The sequence below is a fragment of the Sphingobacteriales bacterium genome (genome assembly GCA_016700115.1).
Taxonomy (GTDB): Bacteria; Bacteroidota; Bacteroidia; order Chitinophagales; family UBA2359; genus UBA2359.
In genome coordinates, this window is sequence record CP064999.1 from 4,497,625 (window position 1) to 4,524,026 (window position 26,402).

The 26,402-nt window shown below is 44.2% G+C and carries 1 protein-coding gene; it reads left to right on the forward strand.

Annotated features, from left to right (window positions below; genetic code table 11):
• A complete protein-coding gene (locus IPM47_16170) occupies positions 1-26,277 on the forward strand; it encodes a choice-of-anchor L domain-containing protein (GenBank protein QQS28381.1) in 26,277 nt (8,758 codons plus the stop codon).
• Positions 26,278-26,402 lie beyond the last annotated feature (125 nt).

Below are 26,402 nucleotides of genomic sequence, written 5' to 3' on the forward strand. Positions count from 1 at the left end.
ATGAGTAATAATAGTGTAACGAATACATCCGGCACACTATACGACAGCGGAGGGCTTTCATCAAATTATGGAAACAATCAAAATTTTGTCTTTACAATTTGTCCTACCGGTGCCTCTTGTATTAACCTAAATTTCACACAATTCAATCTTCAAAACGGCCCGGATTATATCAATATTTATAGTGGTAATTCTACCTCCGGTACATTGATTGGATCATATACTGGAACCTCAACTCCCGGCAATCTATTTATTGTTAATTCTTGTGTTACTTTAAATTTTGTGTCAAACGGAAGTGTTGTTTCATCTGGATTTAACATGAATTGGCAAGGACAGACAGCTTGTTCAAATTTGACCGTTCAAACAGGAGGCAATAATAGTAATGCAGCCTGGTTGGTACAAAATGTTTTTTTAACAGGTTGTTCTCAGGTTTCAAATGTTACTTTCACCGGAAATTCAAATGCAATCGGTTATTTTGCGAATGGAGGTGGTATCGGTATTCCAAGTGGTATAATTATTTCAAGCGGTTCAGCTTCAAGTGCTGTAGGACCTAATAACTCATCAGGAGTCACAACTTCATTTGGGACTGCGGGTGATGCAAACTTAACTGCTTTAACTGCATCCACTCCATGTGGATTTGCTTCATCCACAAATGATGCTGCAGTAATTCAGTTTACTTTTGTCCCTCTTTCAAGTACAGCCCAATTTCAATATGTATTTGCTTCAGATGAATACCTTGAATACGTATGTTCAAGTTTTAATGATGTTTTTGGTTTCTTCATCAGTGGACCCGGAGTACCTTTGCAAAACATAGCCTTAATTCCCGGAACTTCTACTTATGTAGGGATTAATACCGTTAACAATGTAAACAACACTACTTATTATACAAACAATCCAAGCGGTAGTACAGTTTCTCAATACGATGGTTTTACAACACCCATGTATGCAGTAGCTACCGGTTTAACTCCTTGTCAGACTTATACTATTAAATTGGCAGTTGCAGATGCCGGGGACTCCATATTAGACTCGGCTGTGTTTTTGGCTGCAAACAGTTTTAATGCAGGAAACGCTGTAACTGTTACTTCTTTTGTGCCAAGTACAGGCACACAAGATGCTTATGAAGGATGTCAGGACGGATATTTTGAATTTGTCAGAGGAGATATTACAGATTTAAGCTCTCCTATCACTTTAAATATAGTTATTAGTGGTACTGCTACACCGGGTACCGATTACCAAACCTTACCGGTTACGGTAGTGATTCCGGCAGGACAAATTTCAACAACCTTACCGGTAATAGCCTATCAGGATTTTTTATTTGAAGGTAGTGAATCTATCATCGTTCAAATCAATGAACTTCAATGTGATTGTACTTACCCCCCCCCTGCACAACTAAACGTGTATGATTCTCCTGAACCATTTACTGCTTTTATCAGTAACCCTCCAACAATATGTCCCGGATCTTCTGCATTAATAGCTGTAATAGCTTCCGGTAGTCAGTTTACGCCATATACATATAATTGGAGCAATGGAAGTTCAGGACCGGCTATATTTGTAAGTCCATTAGCTACAACAACTTACAGTGTTACTGTTACAGATGCATGTGGAAGAACAACCGGAACTTCTATTCAGGTTAATGTCAGTGCAGCCGCCCCAAGTGCAGCCATTACACCAGCCGGCCCTTTTTGTGATAATTCATCACCTGTAACATTGGTTGCTGCAAGTAGTGGAGGAACATGGTCAGGTCCAGGTGTTAATTCGGCAACGGGTTTGTTTAACCCAGCTACAGCTTATGCCAGTGGTTCAAGCCCTTATACGATATCTTATACAGTTTCTAACTCATGTGGAACAGACACACAAAGCATACAAATAATTGTAAACCCATCAACAGCACCTGTTATAAATCCCGTTTCTCCTCTTTGTTCAGGTTCAACTGTTTTAATTAATTTGACCTCAAATATATCAGGTGGAACATGGTCTGGTCCGGGTATTGTAGGAGGCACAAATACTACTGGACAATTTAGCCTTGTTTTGGCAGCTTTAACCGGCCCGGGACCCTATACTATCACAAATACCGCACCTCCACCTTGCAGTGGAAGCAGTACAACTTCTATTTCAGTTGCTGCAGCACCAACAGCAAGTGCCGGTGGACCACAAACAATTTGCTTGGGTAGTAGTGTAACTCTAACGGCAACAGGTGGAGGAACTTATTTATGGAATACAGGAGCTTCTACCGCAAGTATCACAATAAGTCCATCATCAACTACAACCTATATTGTTACAGTTACTAATGCAGCCGGGTGTACCGCAAGTGCATCAAGTTTAGTAACTGTCAATACTCAGCCGCCAGCAAGTGCCGGTCCGCCTCAATCCATTTGTAATGGAAACAGCACAACATTAACTGCTACGGGAGGTGGGACATATCTTTGGAATACCGGAGCTACATCTTCCGTTATTTCAGTAAATCCCACTTCAACAACAACTTATAGTGTTACCGTTAGCCTTGGTGGAGGTTGTACTGCATCAGCATCAACAACAGTAACTGTAAATCCTCAACCTATTGCAAATGTTACTCCTCCTCAGTCTATCTGTGGGGGAAGCAATGTTGCTTTAACTGCATCAGGAGGCGGTACATATTTATGGAATACTGGTGCTACTACTGCTTCAATTAATGTCAGCCCATCTACTACAACAACATATATTGTTACTGTTTCTGCTGCAGGAGGATGTACGGCTACGGCTTCAACAGTTGTTACTGTTAACCCCCAACCCATAGCGAGTGCAGGTGCTCCTCAATCAATATGTAATGGAAATAGTGTAAATTTAACTGCAACGGGTGGTGGAAGCTATTTATGGAGCACCGGTGCAAATTCTGCTACTATTTCTGTTAGCCCTTCTACTACAACTACATATATAGTAACTGTTACAAACGCCGGAGGTTGTAGTGCGTCTTCTTCTGTTCTTGTAACAGTCAACCCTACTCCCTCAGCAAATGCAGGTGCTCCTCAAACTATTTGCAGCGGTTCCAGTTTAACAATAACAGCTACTGGTGGAGGTTCATATTTTTGGAATACCGGGGCAACAACAGCTTCTATTTCCGTTTCTCCATTGGCAACAACTACCTATACAGTTACAGTTACTAATGCATCGGGCTGTACTGCCTCTGCATCAAAAACTGTAACTGTTAACCCCGCTCCTACAGCCAATGCCGGCCCTAATCAAACGATCTGTAGCGGAAGCAGTTTAACCATCACAGCTACCGGCGGTGGAACCTATGTATGGAGTAATGGTGCAACTACTGCCACCATATCCGTAAGCCCTTCTTCAACAACAACCTATACAGTGACGGTAACCAATGCCGCAGGATGTACAGCATCTGCATCAAAAACTGTAACTGTTTCACCTGCTCCAACTGCAAATGCCGGGCCACCGCAAACAATTTGCAGTGGCGCTACTATTAATATGACTGCAACGGGTGGCGGTACTTATTTGTGGAGTACAGGAGGAACGACTGCTACAATTTCAGTTAGTCCTGCTGCTACCACTACTTATACCGTTACAGTTACAAATGCAGGAGGATGTACTGCATCAGCCTCAAAAGTTGTTACTGTAAATCCTTTACCAACTGCAAGTGCAGGCCCTCCACAAACAATTTGCAATGGCACCAGTATAAATATAACTGCAACCGGAGGAGGCACATATTTATGGAATACTGGTTCAACTTCTGCGACCATATCTGTAACACCTTCTATTACAACTACTTATACAGTAACTGTAACGGGAATCGGTGGATGCACAGCTTCAGCTTCAAAAGTAGTAACTGTAAACCCAGTACCAAATGCTAATGCCGGACCTCCACAAACAATTTGCAATGGTGCTACAATCAATATTACTGCTACCGGCGGTGGAACTTATTTGTGGAGTACCGGTGGAACGACAGCAACAATTTCAGTTAACCCAACCACAACAACAACCTATACAGTTACTGTAACCGGAGCCGGCGGATGTACGGCAACTGCCTCAAAAGTTGTTACTGTAAATCCATTACCAGTAGCAAATGCAGGCGCACCACAAAGTATCTGTGCCGGAAACAGTGCAAGCTTAACAGCAACAGGCGGAGGAACATATTTATGGAGTACAGGTTCAACATCCGCAACTATATCTGTCAGTCCGGCGCTTACTACAAATTATACCGTAACCGTTACAGGAATTGGTGGATGTACTGCTTCTGCCTCAACTACGGTTAATGTAAACGCCCTTCCGGTCGCAAATGCTGGAACCCCTCAAACAATTTGTAACGGTCAAAGTGCAACGATTACTGCATCAGGAGGAGTAAGTTATTTGTGGAATACAGGTGCAAGTACAGCAAGCATTACAGTTAGCCCAACTTCAAATACAACTTATACCGTAACAGTAACTAATGCTGCCGGATGTACATCATCCGCAAATACTTTGATTACAGTATCACCTTTACCTTTGGCTAATGCAGGTGCTCCCCAAAGTATTTGTAACGGACAAAGTGCAACATTAACAGCATCAGGAGGTACCTCATATTTATGGAACACCGGTTCTGTATCTTCAACTATTTCTGTGAATCCAATTACAACCACTACATACTTTGTTACAGTTACTAATGCCGGAGGATGCAGTGCAACAGCTTCCACTGTTGTAACAGTTAATGCTACTCCTACTGCAAATGCCGGAACTACTCAAACTATTTGTAATGGTCAGAGTGCCACACTTACAGCATCGGGAGGAGGCACCTATTTTTGGAGTACAGGTGCTACAACTCCATTTATTTCAGTATCACCTTCTTCAAGTACGACCTATTCTGTAACTGTTACCAATGCGGCCGGCTGTACTTCTTCAGCCTCAGTACTTGTTAATATCAGTCCTCCTCCAATTGCAAATGCCGGTGCACCTCAAACTATATGCAACGGACAAAGTACTAACCTGACAGCAACTGGCGGAAGTACATATTTATGGAATACCGGAGCAACAACAGCAACTATTTCAGTAAATCCTTCGACATCTACGACTTATACCGTAACAGTAACAAGTGCTGCAGGATGCTCAGCAACTGCCAATACCACTATTACAGTTAACCCGCTTCCAGTTGCAAGTGCCGGCGCTCCTCAATCAATCTGTAACGGTCAAAGTGCGACGCTTACTGCTTCAGGTGGAAGCACCTATCTTTGGAGTACCGGGGCAACAACAGCTACTATTTCTGTTTCCCCAACTTCCACCCAATTATATACTGTAACAGTAACTTCTGGTTCGGGATGTACTGCCTCAGCTAGCTCTTTAATTACAGTAAACTCATTACCTGTAGCAAATGCCGGTACTCCTCAAACAATCTGTAACGGGCAAAGTGCAACTCTTACTGCTTCAGGTGGTGGTACCTATCTTTGGAGTAACGGTGCAACTACTACATTTATTTCTGTAACACCTGTAACTACAACAACGTATATAGTTACTGTAACTAATGCAGCAGGTTGTACATCATCAGCAAGCACAGTAGTAAATGTTAATCCTTTACCCACTCCAAGTGCCGGAGCTCCTCAAACAATCTGTAACGGACAAAGCGCAACACTTACAGCTTCGGGCGGAGGTACTTATCTCTGGAATACCGGCGCAACAACGGCTTCTCTAACTGTCAGTCCATTAACTACCTCTACTTATACGGTTACTGTAACAACTGCTGCAGGATGCACCGCTTCTGCCAATACAACCGTAACTGTTAACCCACTTCCTGTTGCAAGTGCCGGAGCTCCTCAAACAATCTGTAACGGACAAAGCGCAACACTTACTGCCTCCGGCGGAGGTACTTATCTTTGGAATACAGGAGCTACAACAGCTTCTATTTCCGTAAGCCCAACTTCAAATACAACTTATTCAGTTACTGTAACAAGTGGTGCAGGTTGTACCGCTACTGCCAATACAACCGTAACCGTTAACCCGCTTCCAACTCCAAGTGCCGGAGCTCCTCAAACAATTTGTAACGGACAAAGCGCAACGCTTACTGCATCCGGCGGAGGTACCTATCTTTGGAATACCGGGGCAACAACGGCTTCTATTTCTGTAAGCCCGACTTCAAACACAACTTATTCAGTTACTGTAACAAGTGGTGCAGGTTGTACCGCCACTGCCAATACAACCGTAACCGTTAACCCGCTTCCAACTCCAAGTGCCGGTGCTCCTCAAACTATCTGTAACGGACAAAGCGCAACGCTTACTGCATCCGGTGGAGGCACCTATCTCTGGAATACCGGAGCAACAACGGCTTCTCTAACTGTCAGTCCATTAACTACTTCTACTTATACAGTTACCGTAACCACTGCTGCAGGATGCACCGCTTCTGCCAATACAACCGTAACTGTTAACCCGCTTCCCGTTGCAAGTGCCGGTGCTCCTCAGACAATCTGTAATGGACAAAGTGCAACACTTACTGCCTCCGGCGGAGGTACTTATCTTTGGAATACCGGAGCAACTACCGCTTCTATTTCTGTAAGCCCGACTTCAAACACAACTTACTCAGTTACTGTAACAAGTGGTGCCGGTTGTACCGCTACTGCCAATACTACCGTAACCGTTAACCCGCTTCCTGTAGCAAGTGCCGGAGCTCCTCAGACAATCTGTAATGGACAAAGCGCAACGCTTACTGCATCCGGCGGAGGTACCTATCTCTGGAATACCGGAGCAACTACGGCTGCAATTTCTGTAAGCCCAACTTCAAATACAACTTATTCAGTTACTGTAACAAGTGGTGCCGGTTGTACCGCTACTGCCAATACAACCGTAACCGTTAATCCCCTTCCAACTCCAAGTGCCGGTGCTCCTCAAACAATCTGTAACGGGCAAAGCGCAACCCTTACTGCCTCCGGCGGAGGCACTTATCTCTGGAATACCGGAGCAACAACGGCTTCTCTAACTGTCAGTCCATTAACTACCTCTACTTATACGGTTACCGTAACCACTGCTGCAGGATGCACCGCTTCTGCCAATACAACCGTAACTGTTAACCCGCTTCCTGTTGCAAGTGCAGGTGCTCCTCAAACAATCTGTAACGGGCAAAGCGCAACCCTTACTGCCTCCGGCGGAGGTACCTATCTTTGGAATACCGGAGCAACAACGGCTGCTATTTCTGTAAGCCCGACTTCAAATACAACTTATTCAGTTACTGTAACAAGTGGTGCAGGTTGTACCGCTACTGCCAATACAACCGTAACCGTTAATCCACTTCCAACTCCAAGTGCCGGTGCTCCTCAAACTATCTGTAACGGACAAAGCGCAACGCTTACTGCATCCGGTGGAGGTACCTATCTCTGGAATACCGGAGCAACAACGGCTTCACTAACTGTCAGTCCATTAACTAATTCTACTTATACAGTAACCGTAACCACTGCTGCAGGATGCACTGCTTCAGCCAATACAACCGTAACCGTTAACCCGCTTCCTATTGCAAGTGCAGGTACACCTCAAACAATCTGTAATGGTCAAAGCGCAACACTTACTGCCTCCGGTGGAGGCACCTATCTTTGGAATACCGGAGCAACTACGGCTGCTATTTCTGTAAGCCCAACTTCAAATACAACTTATTCTGTTACTGTAACAAGTGGTGCAGGTTGTACCGCTACTGCCAATACTACCGTTACTGTTAACCCACTTCCAACTCCAAGTGCCGGAGCTCCTCAGACAATTTGTAACGGGCAAAGCGCAACACTTACTGCCTCCGGTGGAGGTACCTATCTCTGGAATACCGGAGCAACAACGGCTTCTTTAACCGTCAGTCCATTAACTACCTCTACTTATACGGTTACCGTAACTAGTGGTGCCGGTTGTACCGCTACTGCCAATACAACCGTAACTGTTAATCCACTTCCTGTTGCAAGTGCAGGTGCTCCTCAGACAATCTGTAACGGACAAAGCGCAACACTCACAGCTTCCGGTGGAGGTACCTATCTTTGGAATACCGGAGCAACAACAGCTTCTATTTCTGTAAGCCCGACTTCAAATACAACTTATTCAGTTACTGTAACGAGTGTTGCGGGTTGTACCGCTACTGCCAATACAACCGTAACTGTTAACCCACTTCCTGTTGCAAGTGCAGGTGCTCCTCAGACAATCTGTAACGGACAAAGCGCAACACTTACTGCTTCCGGCGGAGGTACTTATCTTTGGAATACCGGAGCAACAACAGCTGCTATTTCTGTAAGCCCAACTTCAAATACAACTTATTCAGTTACTGTAACAAGTGGTGCAGGTTGTACCGCCACTGCCAATACTACCGTAACCGTTAATCCACTTCCAACTCCTAGTGCCGGTGCTCCTCAGACTATCTGTAACGGGCAAAGCGCAACGCTTACTGCCTCCGGCGGAGGTACCTATCTCTGGAATACCGGAGCAACAACGGCTTCACTAACTGTCAGTCCATTAACTACCTCTACTTATACGGTTACTGTAACTAGTGGTGCCGGTTGTACCGCTACTGCCAATACAACCGTTACCGTTAACCCGCTTCCCGTTGCAAGTGCCGGTGCTCCTCAAACAATCTGTAACGGGCAAAGCGCAACGCTTACTGCCTCCGGTGGAGGTACCTATCTTTGGAATACCGGAGCAACAACAGCTTCTCTAACTGTCAGTCCATTAACTACTTCTACTTATACAGTAACCGTAACTAATGTTGCGGGTTGTACTGCCACTGCCAATACTACCGTAACTGTTAACCCACTTCCGGTTGCAAGTGCAGGTGCTCCTCAGACAATCTGTAATGGACAAAGCGCAACGCTTACTGCATCCGGTGGAGGTACCTATCTTTGGAATACCGGAGCAACAACTGCAATTATATCTGTAAGCCCAACTTCAAACACAACTTATTCAGTTACTGTAACAAGTGGTGCAGGTTGTACCGCTACTGCTAATACAACCGTAACTGTTAATCCACTTCCAACTCCAAGTGCCGGAGCTCCTCAAACAATTTGTAACGGACAAAGCGCAACGCTTACTGCATCCGGCGGAGGTACCTATCTCTGGAATACCGGAGCAACAACGGCTTCTCTAACTGTCAGTCCATTAACTACCTCTACTTATACGGTTACCGTAACTAGTGGTGCCGGTTGTACCGCTACTGCCAATACAACCGTAACTGTTAACCCGCTTCCTGTTGCAAGTGCAGGTGCTCCTCAAACAATCTGTAACGGGCAAAGCGCAACTCTTACTGCCTCCGGTGGAGGCACCTATCTTTGGAATACCGGAGCAACTACGGCTGCTATTACTATAAGCCCGACTTCAAATACAACTTATTCTGTTACTGTAACTAATGTTGCGGGTTGTACTGCCACTGCCAATACTACCGTAACCGTTAACCCACTTCCAACTCCAAGTGCCGGAGCTCCTCAGACAATCTGTAATGGACAAAGCGCAACACTTACTGCCTCCGGTGGAGGTACCTATCTTTGGAATACCGGAGCAACAACGGCTGCTATTTCTGTAAGCCCAACTTCAAATACAACTTATTCAGTTACTGTAACAAGTGGTGCAGGTTGTACCGCTACTGCCAATACAACCGTAACCGTTAATCCACTTCCAACTCCAAGTGCCGGTGCTCCTCAAACTATCTGTAACGGACAAAGTGCAACACTTACTGCCTCTGGCGGAGGCACTTATCTCTGGAGCACCGGGGAAACTACGGCTGCTATTTCTGTAAACCCAACTGGAACCACAACTTATAATGTAACAGTTACCAGTGGTACAGGTTGTACAGCAACTGCTTCAACTGTAGTTACGGTTAACCCTTTACCTAATGCAAACGCAGGATTACCACAAACTATTTGCTTCGGTGAAACTGCTGTTTTAACTGCATCAGGTGGAGGCACCTATTTATGGAATACAGGAGCAACAACATCTTCTATCAATGTTAGCCCTGCAACAACAACTACTTACTATCTGACCGTAACAAGTTCTGCCGGATGTACATCAACAACATCAACAATTGTTAATGTAAACTCACTACCAACCCCTAGCGCAGGTTCTCCGGTAACCATCTGTAACGGCGACAATACAACATTAACAGCATCTGGAGGAGGTACATATCAATGGAGTACCGGGGCTACAACTGCCTCGATTACTGTAAATCCTATTATTACTACTACTTATACAGTAACAGTCTCAAGTGCTTTGGGTTGTTCTGCAGCATCTTCTGTTGTTGTTAATGTAAACCCATTACCAACACCAAGTGCCGGTACTCCGCAAACTATTTGCAATGGTCAGGATGCAATTTTGACAGCAACAGGTGGTAGTTCATATTTATGGAACACCGGCTCTACCAGTGCTTCCATCACAGTTACTCCAAGTTCAACAACAACTTATTTTGTTACAGTTACAAGTGCATTAGGCTGTAATAATACTGCTTCAACAACTGTTACTGTTAACCCCTTGCCAATTGCAAATGCCGGTACAGACCAAACAATCTGTAATCTTAATTCTGCAACACTTACTGCCTCAGGAGGGGTTAATTATATATGGAACACCGGATCAACTTCAGCTTCTATCTCCGTTAATCCTTCTACAACTACTATTTATTCTGTTACAGTTACAGATTCGAATGGATGTACCGATGACGACTCTGTTACTGTTAACGTCAATCCAATTCCTACAGCAAATGCCGGCGTTGATGATACCATTTGTAATGGTGAAACTTCTGTATTGTCAGCTTCCGGTGGAGTAAACTACCTTTGGAATACCGGTGCAACAACAGCTACCATATCTGTTAATCCAATAACAACTACAACTTATACAGTTATTGTTACGGATGCCAATGGTTGTACTGATGACGATTCAGTAACTGTAAATGTCAATCCATTGCCCGTTGCTGATGCAGGTGCGGATGATGTGATCTGCCTGGGTGAAAATTCTGTTCTAACAGCATCTGGCGGAACTGGTTTTATTTGGAATACGGGAGAAATTACCTCTTCAATAACAGTAACTCCCTCATCAACAACAACCTATACTGTTACAGTTACAGATGTCAATGGCTGTACAGATGATGACTCTGTTATAGTTGTTGTAAACCCTTTGCCTATTGCTAATGCCGGTACAGACCAAACAATCTGCAACTTAGATTCTGCAACACTTACTGCCTCAGGAGGGGTTAATTATATATGGAACACCGGATCAACTTCAGCTTCTATCACCGTTAATCCTTCTACAACTACTATTTATTCGGTTACAGTTACAGATTCGAATGGTTGTAGCGATGACGACTCTGTTACTGTTAACGTCAATCCAATTCCTACAGCAAATGCCGGCGTTGATGATACCATTTGTAATGGTGAAACTTCTGTATTGTCAGCTTCCGGTGGAGTAAACTACCTTTGGAGTACCGGAGAAACTACTGCTACCATTTCTGTTAGTCCAGCAACAACTACAACTTATACAGTAATTGTTACGGATGCCAATGGATGTACAGATGACGATACTGTAACTGTAAATGTCAATCCATTGCCTGTTGCAAATGCCGGATTAGACCAAAGCATTTGTATTTCAACAAGTACAAGCATTACAGCCACTGGAGGCATAAATTATTTATGGAATACGGGTGAAACCACCGCAACAATTACAATATCTCCTTTAGCTACAACAACATATACAGTTACTGTTACAGATGTGAATGGTTGTACAGATGATGATTCTGTGACAATAAATGTTAATTCATTACCAATAGCAGATGCTGGAATAGATCAAACAATTTGTATTACTGAAAGCACCACATTAATCGCTGTTGGAGGCACTTTATTTGAATGGAATACAGGCTCGACAAGTGCAACAATTAATGTGAGTCCTATTGCTACAACAACTTATTCGGTTACTGTTAGTGATTTAAATGGTTGCTCTGCAGAGGACGAAGTAACAATATATGTCAACCCACTACCCGTTGCTGATGCAGGTGCTGACCAAACTATCTGCATTGGCTTCGATGCAACGCTTACAGCATCCGGTGGAGTGGACTATCTTTGGAGTACCGGTGAAACTTCGGCTTCCATCATCGTAACCCCTCTTGCTACCACCAACTATCAGGTAACTGTTACCGATGCAAATGGTTGTACCGATGAAGATGCCGTAACAGTAAATGTCAATACATTACCAACTGCCGATGCAGGGGCTGACCAAAGTATTTGTACCGGTTTTACCGCAACTTTAAATGCTTCCGGAGGTACTGATTATTTATGGAGTACCGGAGAAACTACTTCTACAATTACTGTTAGCCCAACGGCAACTGCTACCTATACTCTAACCGTTTCTGATGCCAATGGCTGTACTGACGACGACTCCGTTACCGTAACGGTTAATCCACTTCCTGTTGCCGATGCAGGTGCTGATCAAACTATTTGTAATCAAGACAGTGCTACGCTGACTGCTTCCGGTGGAGTGGATTATCAATGGAATACCGGTGAAACTACCGCAACTATTACCGTAACTCCTGCTTCAACCACTACTTATACAGTAACTGTAACCGATGGAAACGGATGTTCGGATGAAGATACCGTTACCGTCAATGTCAACCCACTACCTGTTGCTGATGCCGGTGCTGATCAAACTATCTGCCTTGGCTTCGATGCAACGCTTACCGCATCCGGTGGAGTGGACTATCTTTGGAGTACCGGTGAAACTTCGGCTTCCATCATCGTAACTCCTCTTGCTACCACCAACTATCAGGTAACTGTTACCGATGCCAATGGTTGTACCGATGAAGATGCCGTAACAGTAAATGTCAATACATTACCAACTGCCGATGCAGGGGCTGACCAAAGTATTTGTACCGGTTTTACCGCAACTTTAAATGCTTCCGGAGGTACTGATTATTTATGGAGTACCGGAGAAACTACTTCTACAATTACTGTTAGCCCAACGGCAACTGCTACCTATACTCTAACCGTTTCTGATGCCAATGGCTGTACTGACGACGACTCCGTTACCGTAACGGTTAATCCGCTTCCGGTTGCCGATGCAGGTGCTGATCAAACTATTTGCAACCAAGACAGTGCTACGCTGACTGCTTCCGGTGGCATGGATTACCTATGGAATACCGGTGAAACTACCGCAACCATTGCCGTAACTCCTGCTTCAACCACTACTTATACAGTAACAGTAACCGATGGAAACGGATGTTCGGATGAAGATACCGTTACCGTTAATGTCAACCCACTACCTGTTGCTGATGCAGGTGCGGATCAAACTATCTGCCTTGGCTTCGATGCAACGCTTACCGCATCCGGTGGGGTGGATTATATTTGGAGTACCGGTGAAACCTCTGCTTCCATCACCGTAACCCCTCTTGCTACCACCAACTATCAGGTAACTGTTACTGATGCCAATGGTTGCTCTGACCAGGATGAGGTTACCGTATTCGTGAATAACCTGCCCACCGCTAATGCCGGTATTGATCAAAGTATTTGTGTGGGGGAAGCTGCTACTTTAAACGCTTCCGGAGGAGTGGATTATCTTTGGAGTACCGGTGAAACAACACCGGGCATTTCTGTTAGCCCTGTCTCAACAACCACTTACTCTGTTACTGTTTCTGATGCAAATGGTTGTTCTTCAAATGATGATGTTACAGTTATTGTCAATCCTCTTCCTGTTGCCGATGCAGGTGCTGATCAAACTATTTGTAATCAAGACAGTGCTACGCTGACTGCTTCCGGTGGCGTGGATTATCAATGGAATACCGGTGAAACTACCGCAACCATTATCGTAACCCCTGCTTCAACCACTACTTATACAGTAACAGTAACCGATGGAAACGGATGTTCGGATGAAGATACCGTTACCGTCAATGTCAACCCGCTTCCTGTTGCTGATGCAGGTGCGGATCAAACTATCTGCCTTGGCTTCGATGCAACGCTTACCGCTTCCGGTGGGGTGGATTATATTTGGAGTACCGGTGAAACCTCTGCTTCCATCATCGTAACCCCTCTTGCTACCACCAACTATCAGGTAACTGTTACCGATGCCAATGGTTGCTCTGATCAGGATGAGGTAACCGTATTCGTGAATAACCTGCCTACCGCTAATGCCGGTACCGATCAAAGTATTTGTGTGGGGGAAGCTGCTACTTTAAACGCTTCCGGTGGGGTGGATTATCTTTGGAGTACCGGTGAAACAACTCCGGGCATTACTGTTAGCCCTGTCTCAACAACCACTTACTCTGTTACTGTTTCTGATGCAAATGGTTGTTCTTCAAATGATGATGTTACAGTTATTGTCAATCCGCTTCCTGTTGCCGATGCAGGTGCTGAACAAACTATTTGTAATCAAGACAGTGCTACACTGACTGCTTCCGGTGGCGTGGATTATCAATGGAATACCGGTGAAACTACCGCAACCATTACCGTAACTCCTGCTTCAACCACTACTTATACAGTAACAGTAACCGATGGAAACGGATGTTCGGATGAAGATACCGTTACCGTCAATGTCAACCCACTACCTGTTGCTGATGCCGGTGCTGATCAAACTATCTGCCTTGGCTTCGATGCAACGCTTTCCGCATCCGGTGGGGTGGATTATGTTTGGAGTACCGGTGAAACCTCGGCTTCCATCATCGTAACCCCTCTTGCTACCACCAACTATCAGGTAACTGTTACTGATGCCAATGGTTGCTCTGACCAGGATGAGGTTACCGTATTCGTGAATAACCTGCCCACCGCTAATGCCGGTACCGATCAAAGTATTTGTGTGGGGGAAGCTGCTACTTTAAACGCTTCCGGTGGGGTGGATTATCTTTGGAGTACCGGTGAAACAACACCGGGCATTACTGTTGTACCTGTCGTTTCAACACTTTATACAGTAACTGTTTCTGATGCTGCAGGTTGTTCTGCTACCGATGAGGTAAATGTGGTTGTCAATCCGCTTCCTGTTGCCGATGCAGGTGCTGATCAAACTATTTGCAATCAAGACAGTGCTACACTGACTGCTTCCGGTGGGGTGGATTACCTATGGAATACCGGTGAAACTACCGCAACCATTACCGTAACTCCTGCTTCAACCACTACTTATACAGTAACAGTAACCGATGGAAACGGATGTTCGGATGAAGATACCGTTACCGTCAATGTCAACCCGCTTCCTGTTGCTGATGCAGGTGCGGATCAAACTATCTGCCTTGGCTTCGATGCAACGCTTACCGCATCCGGTGGGGTGGATTATCTTTGGAGTACCGGTGAAACCTCGGCTTCCATCACCGTAACCCCTCTTGCTACTACCAACTATCAGGTAACTGTTACCGATGCCAATGGTTGCTCTGACCAGGATGAGGTAACCGTATTCGTGAATAACCTGCCCACCGCTAATGCCGGTACCGATCAAAGTATTTGTGTGGGGGAAGCTGCTACTTTAAACGCTTCCGGTGGGGTGGATTATCTTTGGAGTACCGGTGAAACAACACCGGGCATTTCTGTTAGCCCTGTCTCAACAGCCACTTATTCTGTTACTGTTTCTGATGCAAATGGTTGTTCGTCAAATGATGATGTTACAGTTATTGTCAATCCACTTCCCGTTGCCGATGCAGGTGCTGATCAAACTATTTGTAATCAAGACAGTGTTACGCTGACTGCTTCCGGTGGAGTGGATTATCAATGGAATACCGGTGAAACTACCGCAACCATTATCATAACTCCTGCTTCAACCACTACTTATACAGTAACAGTAACCGATGGAAACGGATGTTCGGATGAAGATACCGTTACCGTCAATGTCAACCCACTACCCGTTGCTGATGCAGGTGCTGATCAAACTATCTGCCTTGGCTTCGATGCAACGCTCACCGCTTCCGGTGGGGTGGACTATCTTTGGAGTACCGGTGAAACCTCGGCTTCCATCATCGTAACCCCTCTTGCTACCACCAACTATCAGGTAACTGTTACCGATGCCAATGGTTGCTCTGACCAGGATGAGGTAACCGTATTCGTGAATAACCTGCCCACCGCTAATGCCGGTACCGATCAAAGTATTTGTGTGGGTGAAGTTGCTACTTTAAACGCTTCCGGTGGGGTGGATTATCTTTGGAGTACCGGTGAAACAACACCGGGCATTTCTGTTAGCCCTGTCTCAACAACCACTTACTCTGTTACTGTTTCTGATGCAAATGGTTGTTCTTCAAATGATGATGTTACAGTTATTGTCAATCCGCTTCCTGTTGCCGATGCAGGTGCTGATCAAACTATTTGTAATCAAGACAGTGCTACGCTGACTGCTTCCGGTGGAGTGGATTATCAATGGAATACCGGTGAAACTACCGCAACCATTACCGTAACCCCTGCTTCAACCACTACTTATACTGTAACAGTAACTGATGGAAACGGATGTTCTGACGAAGATACCGTTACCGTCAATGTCAACCCGCTACCCGTTGCTGATGCAGGTGCGGATCAAACTATCTGCCTTGGCTTCGATGCAACGCTTACCGCATCCGGTGGAGTGGACTATCTTTGGAACACCGGTGAAACTTCGGCCTCCATCACCGTAACCCCTCTTGCTACCACCAACTATCAGGTAACTGTTACTGATGCCAATGGTTGCTCTGACCAGGATGAGGTTACCGTATTCGTGAATAACCTGCCCACCGCTAATGCCGGTACCGATCAAAGTATTTGTGTGGGGGAAGCTGCTACTTTAAACGCTTCCGGTGGGGTGGATTATCTTTGGAGTACCGGTGAAACCTCGGCTTCCATCACCGTAACCCCTCTTGCTACTACCAACTATCAGGTAACTGTTACCGATGCCAATGGTTGCTCTGACCAGGATGAGGTAACCGTATTCGTGAATAACCTGCCCACCGCTAATGCCGGTACCGATCAAAGTATTTGTGTGGGGGAAGCTGCTACTTTAAACGCTTCCGGTGGGGTGGATTATCTTTGGAGTACCGGTGAAACGACTCCGGGCATTACTGTTGTACCTGTCGTTTCAACACTTTATACAGTAACTGTTTCTGATGCTGCAGGTTGTTCTGCTACCGATGAGGTAAATGTGGTTGTCAATCCGCTTCCTGTTGCCGATGCAGGTGCTGATCAAACTATTTGTAATCAAGACAGTGCTACGTTGAATGCTTCCGGTGGCGTGGATTATCAATGGAATACCGGTGAAACTACCGCAACCATTACCGTAACTCCTGCTTCAACCACTACTTATACAGTAACAATATCCGATGCAAACGGATGCTCTGACGAAGATACCGTTACCGTCAATGTCAACCCGCTTCCTGTTGCTGATGCAGGTGCGGATCAGAGTTTATGTGAAGGATCAGGCACAATAACATTAACTGCAACTGGTGGAACAACTTTTGTATGGAGTTCCGGTGAATTGACATCAAGTATAACCGTAAGTCCGATTTCAACGACAATCTATCAGGTTACAGTTACAGATATTAATGGTTGTACTGATATTGACAGTGTTACAGTGAATGTTGGAGCAATTCCAGTTGCAGATGCCGGAGTTGATCAAAGTATTTGTTTGGGTGAAAATGCTAATATTATTGCTACAGGAGGAATATCATATTTATGGAATACCGGTGAAACCTTACCGGGTTTGATCGTTTCTCCAAATGCAACCACAACTTATACGGTTACGGTTACTGAAGCAAACGGATGTACAGATGAAGACTCTGTTACTATTTTTGTTAATCCAATCCCAAATGCCGATGCAGGTTTAGATCAGACAATCTGTGAATTAGAAAGTGCTACACTAATTGCAAGCGGAGGTATAGATTATGTATGGAATACCGGACAGACAACAGCGACTATTATGGTTACTCCATCATCAACAACAGTCTATTCGGTAACAGTTACAGATATTAACGGATGTACAGATGATGCTTTTGTTACAGTTAATGTGGATGTTATACCATTTGCTGATGCCGGTACAGACCAAAGTTTATGTGAAGGCACTGGTTCCGTAACATTAACTGCAACCGGAGGAGTAACTTATGAATGGAGTAATTCAGAAAGTACAGAGAGTATAATTGTCAGTCCTTCCATCACAACTGTTTATACTGTAACTGTAACCAGCACAAATGGATGTACTGCGACGGACAACATTACTGTTTTTGTAGGAATTGTTCCAATCGCAGATGCCGGAATTGACCAAACTATTTGCCAAGGAGAAATTGTTGATTTAACCGTATCCGGTATAGGCAATTATGTTTGGAATACAGGCGAAACAAGCAATAATATTACCGTAGCACCGGTTACAACAACTACTTATACCGTTACAGTTACTAATTCTGATGGATGTAGCGATACCGATTCAGTAGTTGTTACTGTTAACAATATCCCTGTTGCAGATGCCGGAAGCGATCAAAGTATTTGTGATGGCGGCAGTGTATCTCTGACAGCTACAGGTGGTGACAATTATTTATGGAGCACAGGTTCAGTAAATAATACAATTACCGTTTCTCCTTTAGCCACAACTACTTATACGGTTACTGTCAGTTTAAACAATGGGTGTACGGACACCGCATCGGTAACTGTAAATGTATCTTCTTTACCAAACGCTAATGCCGGAACTGACGTTACAATCTGTGAAGGTGGATTTGCCTTGTTAACAGCAACCGGAGGCGGGTCTTATTTGTGGAATACCGGAGAAACTACTTTCGATTTGTTGGTTACACCGACAGTAACTACAACCTATATCGTTACTGTTACTTCAGCCGGTGGATGTAGTGCAGAAGATGATGTAACAGTTACAGTTGCACCACCTTTGGACGCTACATTTACAACTGTTAACGCAACATGTTTTGATGGCGGATCCATCAATCTGTCTGTAACAGGCGGCACATCGCCATATACCTATATATGGTCAGGCGGCTTACCTCCTACCAATATACTGACATCAATTGTACCGGCAGGTAATTATACGGTAACCATTTCAGATACAAATAACTGCACATTGGAAGTTGATGTTAATGTTGGAACAGACAATATTCCGGAATTGAACATAATTAATACAAATTATGCCACATGCAGCCAAAGTAACGGAAGCATTGAAGTTATAGGAACCGGAGGTGTTGGTAGTTTAACTTATAGCTGGTCACATCAACTCTCTTTGAACAGTCCAATTGCAACGAATCTTCCCGCCGGTTTCTATATGGTAACCGTAACAGATGAAAATGGTTGTACAGCCGTCATTTCAGTTGATGTATTCAATGAGGCAGCGCCCACACTTCAAGTATCAAATATAACTCAAGCCTATTGTGAACAGGCTACCGGCAGCATTTCAGTTTTAGTAACCGGTGGAACAGGTGCCATTAATTATCTTTGGTCGCATGATTCCGGATTGAACAGTCCTTCAGCATTTGGTTTGTCAGCAGGTACTTACACTTTAACTGTAACGGACGCTAATAGTTGTACGAGTGTCATTTCAGCTATTATTACCGATTTGCCACCTCCTTCAATATCCTCTTTTATTGTGGTTGATGATATCTGTAGTTCCAACGCAGGAAGTATTGATGTAACTGTAACAGGGGGAACCGGAATTATCAACTATTTATGGGCACATGACCTCACCTTGAACAGCAATTTAGCAACAGGATTAAGCGAAGGAAACTATTCCGTAACAATTTCTGATGCCAATAATTGTACAGCAGAATCAACCTTTACCGTAAATAATACAAGCGGTCCTGTAATTTCTCTGATTGATTTAATTGATGCCAGTTGTGGTGAAAATACAGGAAGTGCTACTGTTAGTGTCAGTGGAAGTACTGGAACTGTCACTTTTAGTTGGTCACACAATCTATCGCTTAATAGCCCGACAGCATCTAATTTGTCAAGTGGGGGTTATATAGTAAGTGTTACGGATGAAAGTGGCTGTGAAGCAGTATTGCCAATTGCCATCGGAGATATTGGTGCACCTGATGTTTCAATCGTTAATATTTCCGGAGAAGCATGTGGACAATTAAACGGCAGTGCAGAAGTTAATGCAACGGGGGGATCAGGTTCAGCATATACATACACATGGTCTCATGACTTAACTCTGAATGATCCGATTGCAACAAACCTTTCCGCAGGCAGTTATTTCGTCACGGTTACTGATGAAGCCGGTTGTGCCTCAGTTGAAACAATAGATATTCCTGTTATCAATGGCCCTTCCATTTTATTGCAATCTCTGAGCAATGATCAATGTAGCCAAGGTGTTGGCAGTATTATTTTGACTGCAAATTCAGGAATACCTCCCTATTCATATAGTTGGTCTCACGATATTTTACTTGACAGCGGAAGTGCAACAAATTTAACGGTTGGGTTTTATACAGTTACAGTTACTGATTCCAATAATTGTACTGCCACTTTAACTGCAAGTTTAGGAAATACTCCCGGGCCAAATATCAGTGTCCTGAATACAACCGGTGCTACCTGTGGAATGCCTAATGGAAGTGCAGCAGTTACTGTAAGTGGTGGCTCGGGCGGTTATAGCTTTGAATGGTCACACGACACTACGTTGAACAATAGCTCAGCGTCCGGTATATTCTCAGGAAATTACACAGTTACTGTAACGGACAGCAATGGATGCATCTCAACAGTTAACCTAACTGTTCCTGAAATAAACGGTCCTACTTTAAATATTGCCAATGTGATAACCGCTACATGCGGCGAATCAAATGGTAGTGCTTCTGTTATAGCAATTGGAGGCTCCGGTGCCGTTACTTATGAATGGTCGCATAGTTCTACATTGACAAGTGGTTTGGCTAACGGGTTAGCCGGAGGATTATATAGTGTAACGGTTACAGATGCTAACGATTGTACTGCAACTGTCAGTATAACTGTTCCAAATGCGGATGGCCCTGAATTGTTCTTCAATCCAACAAATCCAACTTGCGGCGATTCAAACGGTATTATACAAGCTTTCGCAGTGGGCGGAAATGGTGGTTATTCTTATGATTGGTCACACAATTCATCATTGAGCAGCGCCACTGCAAACGGACTTGCAGCAGGAACTTATACGGTAACGCTGACTGACGGAAACGGTTGTAGTACAGTTGAGAGTGTTACGCTCTCCCCTTCTTCAGCACCAACCGCAAGTTTAGCATCAGTAAACGCTATTTGTGGATTTAACAATGGAAGCATTAATCTATCGGTTGCAGGTGGTACTGCCCCCTATACCTATAACTGGAGTAATACGGCAATCACTGAAGATTTAAATAACCTTGGTGCCGGAACTTATTCTGTAACAGTAACTTCTTCTAATGGCTGTACTGTTACAGTCAGCACCACTATATCCAATGCTACCGGACCAATTGTTTCTGCTACTGCTTCTAATGCTTTTTGTGGCGATCCTAACGGAAATATAAATCTTACTGTTTCCGGTGGTACACTGCCTTACACTTTTAACTGGAGTAATTCGGCAACTACCGAAGATCTGAATGGCGTAGTATCCGGATTTTATTCTGTAACAGTTACAGATGCAAACAATTGCAGCGCTTCTACCGGCTCAACAGTTGTGAATATTCCGGGACCGAGTGCAAGTGCAACAGCAATTGATGCTACTTGTGGAAACAACAATGGAAGCATAAATCTCGTAGTGTCAGGCGGCAATTCACCCTATTCATTTGACTGGAGCAATGGGGCTACATCGGAAGACTTAACCGCTATCGGTGCAGGTATATATATTGTTACCGTAACAGATGTTAATAATTGTACTGTAACAGCAACGGCAACTGTTACAAATGAAGGAGCGCCCACTGCTATCGCAACTACTGTAGATGCCACTTGTAACAATCCGGATGGAAGTGTTGACCTGAGTGTATCCGGCGGCGCTTCTCCCTACAGTTTCCAATGGAACAATGGTCAGACTTCTGAAGACTTAACCAATGTTTTGGCAGGAGATTATACTGTAACTGTTACCGATGCTTCAAACTGTGTGGTTACACTTACAGTAACGATTAATGATTCTGCAACTCCTGTCGCATCTGCTGTTGTTACGGATGCAAGCTGTGGAAATTCAGATGGCGGCATTGATGTTACAGTAACCGGAAGTTCTTCTCCTTTCTCCTTTATCTGGGATGATGCGGCCGGTTCAATAACCGAAGATTTAACCAATGTTCTCGCCGGTACATATACTGTAACTGTAACTGATAACAATGGATGTACAACGTCAGTAATGGCTGTTGTCAACAATTCAGGAGCTCCTTTGGCAAGTACTGTCGCAACTGATGCTATTTGTGATTTATTGAATGGCAGTATAGATTTAACGGTTACTGATGGCAATGCCCCGTATTCATATATCTGGAGTAATGGTGATACCACTGAAGATATAACCGGATTAGGGCCGGGAGTATATACAGTTACGGTAACAGATAGTAACGGTTGTGCTATCATTACCTCTGATTCCATTAACAGTTTTGGAACGCAAACCTTGACCGCTGTAGCCACAAATGCGACAAATGGAAACAATAACGGCAGCATTGATCTTACTGTTTCAGGAGGTACTTTCCCATATACTTATATCTGGAGCAATGGAGAAATAACCGAAGATATTTCCGGATTGTCTGAAGGAACCTATTCCGTAACTGTAACCGATGCCAATGGTTGTGAGGCTATATTGAGCATTGATGTCAATAATATTGGATGTCCTACTGTTTCAGCTTTGGCTACGGATGCTTCCTGTGGCAATGCTGACGGAAGTGTAACTCTAACTATTTCAGGTGGAGTTTTGCCTTATTCCTTTGAATGGAGTAATGGTGACAATACTCAGGATTTAATTAATGTTCCGGCCGGTATTTACGTGGTAACTGTTACCGATGCAAATAGTTGCACCGCCACAACAAATGCTACGGTTACAAATATTGGTGGTCCAACTCTAAGTGCTGTTTTAACAGATACTTCTTGTGGTGATTCTAATGGAAATATTGATGTTTCTGTTTCCGGCGGTACTGCTCCTTATAACTTTGAATGGAGTAATCTGGCAAATTCTGAAGATTTGGCAAATATAATTGCAGGCACCTATTCACTGACCGTTACAGATGCAAACGGTTGCATAGCCAACTTTACAGCCACACTCAACAATACAGACGGGGCTTCAGCTATTTCTGCCATAACCCTTGATTCTACCTGCGGACAAGATAATGGTAGTGTTGCAATAACTATTACCGGAGGCAACGCTCCTTTCAATTTTGAATGGAGCAACGGAACTACAAATCAGGATTTAACCGGTGTAGTTTCCGGTTCTTATACGGTAACAGTAACTGACAGCAATGGATGTTCTATCTCTGCAAACGCAGTCGTCAACGACTTACCTGCTCAAACAGTGGTGGCTACAGCTTTCGATTCGACTTGCGGCAATGCCGTTGGTGCCATTACACTTGCTATTTCCGGAGGTGTTTCACCATTTACCTTCAACTGGAGTAACGGCGAAACTACTCAGGATTTGATTGATTTGCCTGCAGGAACTTATGATGTTACGGTTACAGACGCAAACAATTGCACCGCTTTTGCAAGTGCAATTGTTAACAATACTGATGGCCCTGAAATTTTGGCATTGATCGGTCATAGTTTTTGTGGGGATGCAAATGGAAGTATTGACTTAACAGTTTCAGACGGAACTGCGCCTTATGAGTTTGTCTGGGACAATAGCCTCACTACTGAAGACTTGTCAAATCTGCCTGCAGGAACTTATTCGGTTACTGTAACAGATGCGATGAATTGTCAGGCAGTTTTCAGTGCTACGGTAAATAATTCAGATTCTCCGGTGGTCACAGTTACTTCAACAGACAGTACCTGTGGTAATTCAAACGGCAGTGTGGATATCACCGTTTCCGGTGGAATTATCCCTTATAATTTTAGCTGGGACAATGGAAGTTCTTTGGAAGACCTGACAAATATTTCAGCCGGAGATTATACTGTTACAATTACAGATGCTGCCGGATGTTCGGTTACTGCTTCAGTTACCATCAACAATGTTTCCGGCCCAACAGTCAGTGTATTAACTGCAAACAGTACCTGTGGAAATGACAACGGAAGCGCGGATATAACAATAAACGGAGGAACCAGCCCTTATGAATTTGTTTGGGATAATGGAGCAACTTCCGAAGATTTAACCGATGTTGCAGCAGGCAGTTACAATCTTACCGTTACTGATGCCAACAACTGCTCCGTTGAAGTTGCTGTTGATATTCAAAATACAGCAGGACCTTCCATTAGTGCAAGTACAGTTGAAAGCACCTGTGGTAATGACAATGGCAGTATTGACATCACCGTTTCCGGTGGAACTGCACCCTTTGATTTTATTTGGGACAATGGTGCCACTTCCGAAGATCTGAACAATATTTTTGCAGGAACTTACTCCGTAACCGTTACAGATGCCAATGGTTGTATAGTATCTCTTTCCGTTTCAATTACCAATTTTGACGGCCCTACTGCAAGTTCCTCTGCAATAGAAAGTACATGCGGATATGCAAATGGAAGTATAGATCTAACCGTCGCCGGTGGAACTGCGCCCTATGATTTTATATGGAGCAACGGTGCTGATACCGAGGATTTAACAAATATGGCAGCAGGCAATTATGACGTAACAATCACAGACAGCAACAGTTGTGAGGCTTTCGTCAGTGCCGTTATTAGCGATATAGCAGGTCCTGAAGCAGAAATATCTGCTACTAACACCACTTGTGGAGATGCAAATGGAGCGATTGATCTGACAATTTCGGGTGGTACTCCTCCCATTACCTATGTTTGGAGCAATACTGCGACTACCGAAGACCTGAACAACATTCCCGCAGGCGACTATTCTGTTACTGTTACCGATGCCAATAGTTGTTCCGTTTCGATTGGTATTACCGTGATTGATATTGCAGGGCCGACTGCTTCTGCTTCTCCGACAGAAAGTACCTGTGGAGATGCAAACGGAAGTATTGACCTTACTGTAAATGGAGGCACTGAACCCTTTACCTATTTATGGGATAACGGCGGAATTACAGAAGACCTGACCGACCTCATAGCCGGTACTTATACGGTTACCGTAACCGATGCGAACGGATGTACAGCAACCACTTTTGCTACAGTCAACAATATTGCAGGACAAACCGCATCTGCAACTGCTACCGGTAGTACTTGTGGAGCGGCAAACGGCAGCATTGACCTGACAATAACCGGAGGAACGGCTCCTTTTACTTACATTTGGGATAACGGCAGCGTAACGGAAGATTTAACCAATGTTTTTGCAGGCGACTATTCTGTAACCGTTACGGATGCCAATGGCTGTCTCTATACCACCAATGCGACAGTTACGGATACCGCAGGAGCAATGGCATCAACGGTTACTACTGATGCAACCTGTGGATTGGAAAATGGAAGCATTGATTTAACTGTTACCGGGGGAACTATCCCTTACACCTATAACTGGAGTAATGGCGAAACCTCACAAGATATTGACGGTTTACCGGACGGCACCTATACAGTTACGGTAACTGATGCCAACGGATGTACTACTATAGTAAGTGCAATCATTATTGATTTACCTGTACCGGTTGCTTTCTTTAGCGGGCCATCTTCGGTTTGTCTTGGCGACAATGCCACCTTTACCTTTACCGGAATTGCAACTCCGGGCGCTGTTTACCAATGGAATTTTGGATCTGCCGGACAATTCAACGGAATAGGACCTCATACCGTAACCTGGACAAATACTGGTGTACATACCATTACATTAAACATAACCGATGCTAATGGATGTACAAGCAGCTACAGTCAACATATTACCGTTTCAGAAATTGATGTTATCGCAACAATCAGCCCCGAAGGATTGATATTCCCGGGAGATGCTGTTACGCTTACTGCCGTAATAACTGCCGGTGGCGGAGGTAGTGTTATATATGAATGGACAGCAACAAGCGGTACGATTGACTGCCCTTCTTGTCCAACGACTACTGCTATCCCCTCTGAACACAATACGATTTATACGTTAACCGTCTATAATACGAACGGATGTAGTGCCTCTGCTACTATATCTGCTACCTGGCAATATGAAAATCTGGTGATTATTCCCAACGCATTCTCACCAAATGAAGATGGAAGAAACGACATTTTCAGATTGGCCGGGGTCAATATCGCTTCGTTCGAGTTGCATGTATTTGACCGTTGGGGTGGAGAAATGTTTTCTATCGAAGATACCGATATCGGCAAAGGTTGGGATGGAACTCACCGGGGTATTGACTGCGAATTAGGTGTCTATGTGTATTATGCCATCGTTACCTTTACAAACGGTACAACAGAAGTTCTCAAAGGAAATGTTACTTTGATAAGATAGGTTTTCGAAAAAATTGCATCTATTTTTTGATAGGGCAATGTATTTATTACTCCCATAACCTATCAAAAACTTAAAATCAGTCATACAGGCATCAATAATTGCAGGTATGACTGATTTTTTTTGCA